Raw genomic sequence first — 7,157 nt, forward strand, 5'->3', positions numbered from 1 at the left:
AGTAAACACTCCTGAGCTTTCTGCGCTCATGATATGCCTCCCGGTAGTTTAAACGGACCAGTGAAGCTTACCATAGCGCGGACATCTGAATTGAGCCACAGGCGGACATTACTATTGAGCCATTACACAGTTGGTGCGCACAACAAAGATTATGTTAAATGGAATAATATTTTAATTAATAATCAATTAGTTATCTTACAGAGGTGCTCCTTTCCGGTCTCACAACCTACTGTGGTAACTTGAGAAACAGTGTACGTTCCTGGGTTTGCGATGGCTTAAAGCCATGATGAAGATAAAAACTTTTGGCTTCTTCAGTCAGTGCATGAACCATAATTGCACGGACTCCAATATTCTCAGCTACACGATAACAGCGCAGAACTGCATCATGCAGTAAATCGGCCCCGAGCCCCTTTCCCCGGAATGAAACATCGACTGCCAGGCGAGCAAGTATGATTACCGGAATAGGATCTGGCATGTTGCGCCTGAGACTTCCCGTTGCTTCCACGTGGTTAACGCTGCCGGTGGCCAGAGAGTAAAAACCGGCAACCTGTTTCGTGTTTGCTTTACAAACTACGAACGTTCGGGCAGCCCCCAGAGCCTGGTTTTTCAATCCTCTCTGTTTAAGCCAGTCATCAAGTACAGTCTCACCACTGGCGAACTCAGCAAGTTGATGGCAACTGGATAATGGTTCTGGTGCTGTTACACGTCCCACTGAGGTTTCCTTGCCAGCAGTTTATCAATGGCAACGTTATCCGCAACTGGTGCATCGAGCATATCAATAAACTCTGCGTACTGCTCATCGTTAAAATTAAAAACGCGACGGTCGAGGATAACATTCTCGGCCGCCTGGCATGCCATTTCCAGAATGAAGTCTGTGCGTGATTTATGGAGAATCTCTGCTGCAGCATCAATAAGTGCTCTTTGAGATTCTTTGGCTCTGAGGTTGAGCTGAACATCTGATTTCATGAGTGCGCTCCTTGTAAAGCAATTGCTATACAAGCATAGCATAAAGGTGTTGTATAGCAAATGCTACACGGATTTATCCAAATGCAGTGATAATACGAAAGAGTCAGCGTGTAATTACTGTGCTAAAGCCCCTCCTCTAAATTTCTCTACCCTGCCCAGGCAAACCTAATCAAACCCAACTCGCTGACATTACTGTGCACGGCGCCGGTTAAAAATCCCTTCAGGACAATTAGCACGCAAACGATAGACGCTAATCTGGCCTGACATCTGGAAATATTGCCAGCGAGAAGGTAGTATTCGGATCGTCAGCGATCGTCTTGTGGTGGGACAGATTGTTGATTCAGATTACTTTTGTGACCTAACTCAAACTGAGGGTTTGACTGCTTTGTGGTGAGGCAGGCGGGTGGCAAAGAGCGTTTACGGGAGAAATGCGGACTTCCGGAAACAAACAGGGACAGGACGTGTCCGTTAAAACGTTCAGGAGCAGGTAACGGGATTTCCCGGTGCCTGAATGCACAAACCCCCCGATAACTGTCATCATCTTGGCGGAAGACACAGATATCAGGGGGTCCAAAAGCAGGCGCGTTGCCTGTGAAGGATTATAACGCATGCACCACATAACACAACACCCGGCCGCCATAAGAACAGGCCGCCGTGAATGACAAGCAGATTTCTGTTCACTGGTCTGAGCTTCCGGCCGAAGAGTTAATCCGTTTCTGGCAGGACGTCGATGCCGGCACACAGGATAATTTTCTTACTGAGCCGGTCAAAAAGCGGACCCGCCGTAAGCGCGGTGAACACTCCACAAAAGCCAAATGTGAAAACCCGTCCTGGTTCCGTCCTGAGCATTATAAAAAGCTCTCCGGGGAACTGGGGCATGCCTACAACCGTCTCGTGATGTTCGACAAGCGGACCGGCCGCCCCAGACTGCGTGTTCACGTTTCCCGTCATCCCCTTTTTGTCACGGGTCGCCGTAAGGCAGGACGCAAATATGGTTTCCGGCCGGAACGCCGGTGCCTGATCGACTCCCTCTGGCCCCTGCTCATCAGTTTCTGTGATGGCGGCAAGCATACCGTCGGCATGTGTATCTCCAGGCTGGCCAGAGAGTTAAGCCCGAAGGACGCTAAAGGAAATGTCATCCCGGAAACGGAGGTGACAGTGTCACGCTTATCCCGCCTGATTGAAGAGCAGGTACGCTTTGGTGTGCTTGGGCTGGCGGAAGAACGCACCTGGGATCGTGAATCCCGCTCCTGGCTGCCGACCTATGTCTATATCACCCACCTGGGATTCCAGATGCTGGGCGTCAATATGGACAAGCTGTTTAAGGAGCAGGATAAGAAGCTCCGTCAGAGCGCTGAGCGCGAGCAGCTGATCCGGGACGGGGTGATTAACGAACATGATGATGTTCAGCCCCACTCCGCGCGTAAATGCTGGTCTGCCCGTAAGCGCCGTGAAGCACTGATTTACCGTCGTAAAAAAGGCGCTGAGCGTAAACGTGCCAATAATCTGATAAAGCTGCCGGTGGATGAACGTCTTCATGCCATGGAAAAATGGGTTTTCAAAACCCTTCCTCATGATGAGGCGTACTGGTGTACGCCGGAACGACTGACACAGCTGGCGATTCAGCATCTTTACCAGCTGGACCTGGCGCTGTCACCGCCGGACTAGCCGCGATATACGGCACATCATCTCCCTCTGTTCACATGCCCCTCGCCGGGGCTTCTGGTGCTGGTTTTTTCCGGAAAAATTGAGCATTTTTTGTTCCCGCCGACCCGGTCGGGCGGCATTTTCTGACGCAAACGCATTGCCCTGATGGCCAGGAATAGCGATGAATTCTTTTTTCCACAGAAATCCGCAAACGAATAAGTCACCTTTTCCGGAAATGAAAAAAACAGAACCCGCAATTTAATCTAACCCCTTTTTTTTATCGCTCTGTTCATTTCATTCCAGAGTGGATCTTTGTCTTCCGCCACTCTGTGGATAATTAAAAAGGCCTTCGCATGCAGCGGCCTCACGGCCGCGCGCTCAGATGAAAATCAAAAATACCTCCCGTCGCAAGCGACGGGCCCCGTTCTGGTCAGAACCTGACACCGTCTCCTGGCCTGACCCCTACTAAAGCGACGCCGCCCCGGCCCGAAGGGCCGGAACACCCTCGCTTTAAGAGGGATGTTGTAACTAGAAATCAGAGCAGCTGCAGCTAGAGTCGCGTTAAGCCCGCTGTACACGCTCGTAAGCGCCTCACGGCGCTAACGCGGAGATACAGCCCGTCAGCGGCCCCAGGCCTTGACGGACTCACTCCGACCGCGCACATTAACAACCGGAATGGCTTTAAGCGGGTGAGGCCTCGCAGGGAATGGGTTGGGACAGGCAGAACCTTTCAAACCGCAGCGGCTTACGCCGGTCACGGCGCCCGTAGGCATTCTCTCCCTGTCTGGCCTCAGCTGGCGCCTCCATGCCGCGATGCGGCATCAGTGAGTTCTGCAGGACAGCGTGCCCATTTTTTGTTGTCAAAAATCGTTTCGGGAATATGCTTTCAGAAACAGATTAGCGAGGCGATAAAATGGACACGTTGCTTTTACCCGGCCAGAATCCCCGTGCCTGGGCGGAAACCATGATCAACCTGGAGGCCTGGAAACTGGTTAACACGGCAAACACTGTGGCGGCTATGCACCTTCAGGATGGTTTTATCCGGATTCAGTTTGTGGATGAGATCAGGGCATTCATCATGGCCCAGTTTGAGGCCGCGCGCCGGGCGAAAACGGATGACGACTGTATGGCCTGTCTGCGGGCCTTACGGGCTGAAAATACCAGCCTGCTGGAGCAGTCCCGATCGCTCAGAACCGGCTATGCAAAACTCTATGCCGAGGTGAAGGTTGTCCGGGACGAGAACAAAATTGTGGGCTACATCATTTCAGCGGTCGACGTCGTGGTGGCCGGTGCGGCCATCTTTGGTGGGATCGTCATGATGTCCTCAATGACGCCGGTGGGCGTGGTGGCTGGCGCGGTGATTGTTGTAAATGGCTTTAACACGATTTCACGGGAAGCCGCGCACAACCTCCTCGGTGATAAGCAGACGGAGGGAATATTCGCTGACGGCTCGATGGAGATCGCTGAATTTCTGGGCTTCAGCCGGCAGCAGGGGCTGGGGACGTATAAGGCTGTCACACTCTTCAGCGAAGTCTATGGCGCATATGGCCTGAGGCTGAAACCCGAAGCACAACGGCTGTGGTACTGGACCAGGCCCGATTTCTTCAGGAAAGTATCCGGCACGCCACGTCCCGCAATGGCGCTTAAAATTGCGGGATGGGGAGTTAAAGCCAAAGTGGCGCTTGATTTACTGACTATTGAACCTTCCGGGAAATAGTCTTCTGCAGGCGGAATGCCTTCCAGCCCAGTACAGGTGGGAAGGTCACCCAGGCAATGATCAGGACTACAAGGGAACTCATGCCCCCGGAAAGAATGTGTGTCCGGCTGCCGGCAATGAGGGTGACCAGCATAACCAGAACCAGCGCGACAGTGATCCATACCGACACCCGGAAGCGCCGTGAGAGCGCATCGATGAGATGCTGCATGGTGCCTCCGCCTGCTGCAAGCCGGCCCTGTAAATTATCCACTTCGCTTTTGCTGAAACCTGCCTCAAGCAGCTCTTTCTCACTGATAGCCATCACGTCCTCCCTAATCAGGCGAAAGTATACTGTATCAGACCAATAATCCCCAGGTGACCGGCGTAAGCATAATAAAAGAAATTACGCGGCATGAAACGCTGGCGGCCTTCCGGACAGATTTCCCTGCAGAAAGAAACCACCACCAGGGGGAATACCAGAGTAGGCAGCGTGGCCAGTAATAATGTTTCTGCGGGCAGGTTCAGGATATGCGACAACCCGTTTAAACAAATCAGTGACAGCACGACGCCAGCGACCGCCATTCGCTTCACTCCGGGCATGCCACTGCCTGATAAGGTTGCCATACTGATGGCCAGCGTAATTCCTGCCAGCCCGTAGCTTGCCGGCTCCAGTGGCCAAATCATTAGGGCCAGGATCAGATATCCCGCAAGCATTCCTTTCCGGCCGTGCCGGTACTGCAGGGCAAGCAGCTGCGTGACGCCGGCAAATACGAACAGAATGTTCAGGGCCCACCAGGGCTGGTGATGCAGGAAGGCCAGGCTGAACACCGGCTGCGTAATGATTGCCCAGATCCACAACCGATTGGCTCTCTTCTGAAGTCGTTCCGGGGTGCGCTGTACGTTCATCGCCCATATAAGCGTGAACAGGGGGAAGGCCATCCGGCCAAGCGCATACATCATCGGCCAGGCTGGCGACAGAAACACCGTATTCGTGTGGTCGATAATCATGGCCAGAAGTGCGAGGAGCTTGACCATATCGAGAGCTGCGGGACTGAGCTGGCACGCGTTCCGGATACTGGGAAGAACGTTGGGTACTGAATGATTCATGTTGTATATACCCCTGGCGACACGCGGTTAACAGCCAACCCTGAACATAATGCCAGAATGCCCTGCCGGTTTGCGTTGTGACCCTGATCTTTAGTTTCTCCAGAATCTTGCGCACCGCAAATTCTGATTTATCACACAGCACGCGCATTGCACCTGCCACATCCTTATTCTGAATACAGATATTTAAAATATGAAAATCGTTCATAACACTCCCTTCCTTACTACATATATCGGCAAATATATTGATATATTTAGATTAAGGAGTGCAATTGCTTATTATTTTACCATATTTTGCAGGGGCAGATTTTTATAGTTATAAAACAGGCTGCTGCAAAATAACTTAATATACATCTCAACCTAAAACCGATTATTCCTGGCTGATATCCGAAGAGGGAGCAGGATGAAGCTTTGCATAATCTTCTCGAAGCGATTTTGCTGCGGGTTTCCAGGCTTTCGCCCACTCATCATCCATTCTTCCTACACCAACAATCTTCAGTGCGACAGCATAGGGGGTGCGCCCTTGCTGTTTTGAAAGCCACAGGATGTGATCATCAATTCTGTCATCAGGTATATCGTCGATAATGGAATGGATAACATCGAGGTCCTCTGGCAGCCACGGCTTTCCAGTACGGGGAAACACCAGGTCCGGTTCGCGCGGTTTCTTTACCTTCTCGTTTTTAGCGATCTGTCTGGCTTCTTTCTCCGCAGAAATGAGTCGTAGTCGCTCCTTAATCCCACCCAGTGTGGCAACCGTTTTAATTAAATTTTCTCGCTGTTCGCGAGTAATACTTTGCTCATCGCAGATTAGGTCGTTCAGGGTATCGATGAGTGTATCTACCCGATTTTCTGTTAATTTCATTTCCAGTTCTCGCTTAAGGCTACAACTCAGCATTCTATTAGATATCTATCTGATTTCGCATCCCTGTTGATCTCATAAATGCAGTCCATAGTCTCGATCACTGAGCATGGAAGCCTGATGGTAAAATGGTATACTGATGTAAGAACAAATCTTACATAATGAAACGGAGGGGTTATGGCCCGTACGATGACGGTGGACGTGGGTGATGAGCTGCGCGAATTTATCGATTCCCTGGTTAAGGCTGGTGATTACCGTACCCAGAGCGAAGTCATGCGAGACGCACTGCGTCTTTTGCGCGAGAAGCAGGCTGAATCCCGCCTTCAGGAACTGCGCGATCTGCTGGCCGAAGGACTCAGCAGCGGCGAGGCGAAACCATGGAACAAGGATGTATTCCTGAATAATGTCAGGGCCAGGGTGGCAAATGAAAGAGATTGAGCTGACACCGAAAGCTGAAGAAGATCTGGAAGCAATCTGGGACTACAGCTTCCGACAGTTCGGGATTGTTCAGGCGGATGCGTATATTGGGCGTATAGCCGCAGTGTTTGATGTTCTGGCCATGCATGACATCGGCACGCATTGCGCGGAGCTGGGAGACAATATCTGCTCGTTGCCGGTGGAACAGCACATGATCTATTTTGTGCCATCGCATTCGGTGGTTACGGTCATACGTATTCTCAGCCAGTCTCAGGATACGGCACGGCATGAACCCTGGAGATAACCGGGCAAGAAAATTTAAATACATAAAAATCAATTGCTTTGTCAAGGCTCAATTGAAATGTCCGTTATCCAGCTCAATTAAAATGACCACTTTGATCTCTCATTCTCTTTACTGATAGACTTGGCTTTGTTGAATAAATCAGATTTCGGGTAAGTCTCCCCCGT

Annotated in this window: 9 protein-coding genes; 4 read left to right on the forward strand and 5 right to left on the reverse strand. The window is 51.2% G+C overall.

All coding sequences use genetic code 11. The annotated features are described in order from the left end of the window. Window positions 1-226 precede the first annotated feature (226 nt). Together LLF79_RS26515 and LLF79_RS26520 are read right to left on the reverse strand one after the other, a co-directional pair. The gene (locus LLF79_RS26515; protein WP_032664832.1) at window positions 227-712 is read right to left on the reverse strand and encodes a GNAT family N-acetyltransferase; all 486 of its coding nucleotides are present in this window, start codon (window positions 710-712) and stop codon (window positions 227-229) included. Further along, complete coding sequence (locus tag LLF79_RS26520) at window positions 700-966, reverse strand: DUF1778 domain-containing protein (protein ID WP_032664831.1); 267 nt, start codon at window positions 964-966, stop codon at window positions 700-702. The genes LLF79_RS26515 and LLF79_RS26520 overlap by 13 nt, the downstream gene beginning before the upstream one ends. A 654-nt stretch (window positions 967-1,620) precedes the next feature. Between LLF79_RS26520 and repA the strand changes: the two genes are divergently transcribed. Beyond that, entirely contained in the window at window positions 1,621-2,634 is a 1,014-nt protein-coding gene (repA, locus tag LLF79_RS26525) for a plasmid replication initiator RepA (RefSeq protein ID WP_032664830.1), read from the forward strand. Between the two features lie 892 nt (window positions 2,635-3,526). Further along, window positions 3,527-4,330, forward strand: a complete 804-nt coding sequence (locus LLF79_RS26530) for a DUF4225 domain-containing protein (protein ID WP_032664829.1) — start codon at window positions 3,527-3,529, stop codon at window positions 4,328-4,330. Here the strand turns inward: LLF79_RS26530 and LLF79_RS26535 are convergent. From LLF79_RS26535 to LLF79_RS26545, 3 genes are all read right to left on the reverse strand, one after another. After that, complete coding sequence (locus LLF79_RS26535) at window positions 4,308-4,631, reverse strand: hypothetical protein (RefSeq protein WP_032664828.1); 324 nt, start codon at window positions 4,629-4,631, stop codon at window positions 4,308-4,310. The genes LLF79_RS26530 and LLF79_RS26535 overlap by 23 nt on opposite strands. Before the next feature lie 14 nt (window positions 4,632-4,645). Next, complete coding sequence (locus LLF79_RS26540) at window positions 4,646-5,416, reverse strand: TraX family protein (RefSeq protein WP_032664827.1); 771 nt, start codon at window positions 5,414-5,416, stop codon at window positions 4,646-4,648. Window positions 5,417-5,783: 367 nt separating this feature from the next. Next, on the reverse strand, window positions 5,784-6,308 hold the full coding sequence (locus tag LLF79_RS26545; protein WP_032664826.1) for a hypothetical protein: 525 nt from the start codon (window positions 6,306-6,308) through the stop codon (window positions 5,784-5,786). Between the two features lie 141 nt (window positions 6,309-6,449). On the opposite strand from LLF79_RS26545, the gene LLF79_RS26550 reads away from it, so the two are divergent. Together LLF79_RS26550 and LLF79_RS26555 are read left to right on the forward strand one after the other, a co-directional pair. Continuing rightward, window positions 6,450-6,710: a type II toxin-antitoxin system ParD family antitoxin gene (locus tag LLF79_RS26550; protein WP_032664825.1), complete on the forward strand. Its 261-nt coding sequence runs from the start codon at window positions 6,450-6,452 to the stop codon at window positions 6,708-6,710. Further along, the gene (locus LLF79_RS26555) at window positions 6,697-6,993 is read left to right on the forward strand and encodes a type II toxin-antitoxin system RelE/ParE family toxin (protein WP_032664824.1); all 297 of its coding nucleotides are present in this window, start codon (window positions 6,697-6,699) and stop codon (window positions 6,991-6,993) included. The genes LLF79_RS26550 and LLF79_RS26555 overlap by 14 nt, the downstream gene beginning before the upstream one ends. Window positions 6,994-7,157 lie beyond the last annotated feature (164 nt).

The sequence above is a fragment of the Enterobacter cloacae complex sp. 2021EL-01169 genome, from assembly GCF_020733125.1.
GTDB classification, from domain to species: Bacteria; Pseudomonadota; Gammaproteobacteria; order Enterobacterales; family Enterobacteriaceae; genus Enterobacter; species Enterobacter roggenkampii.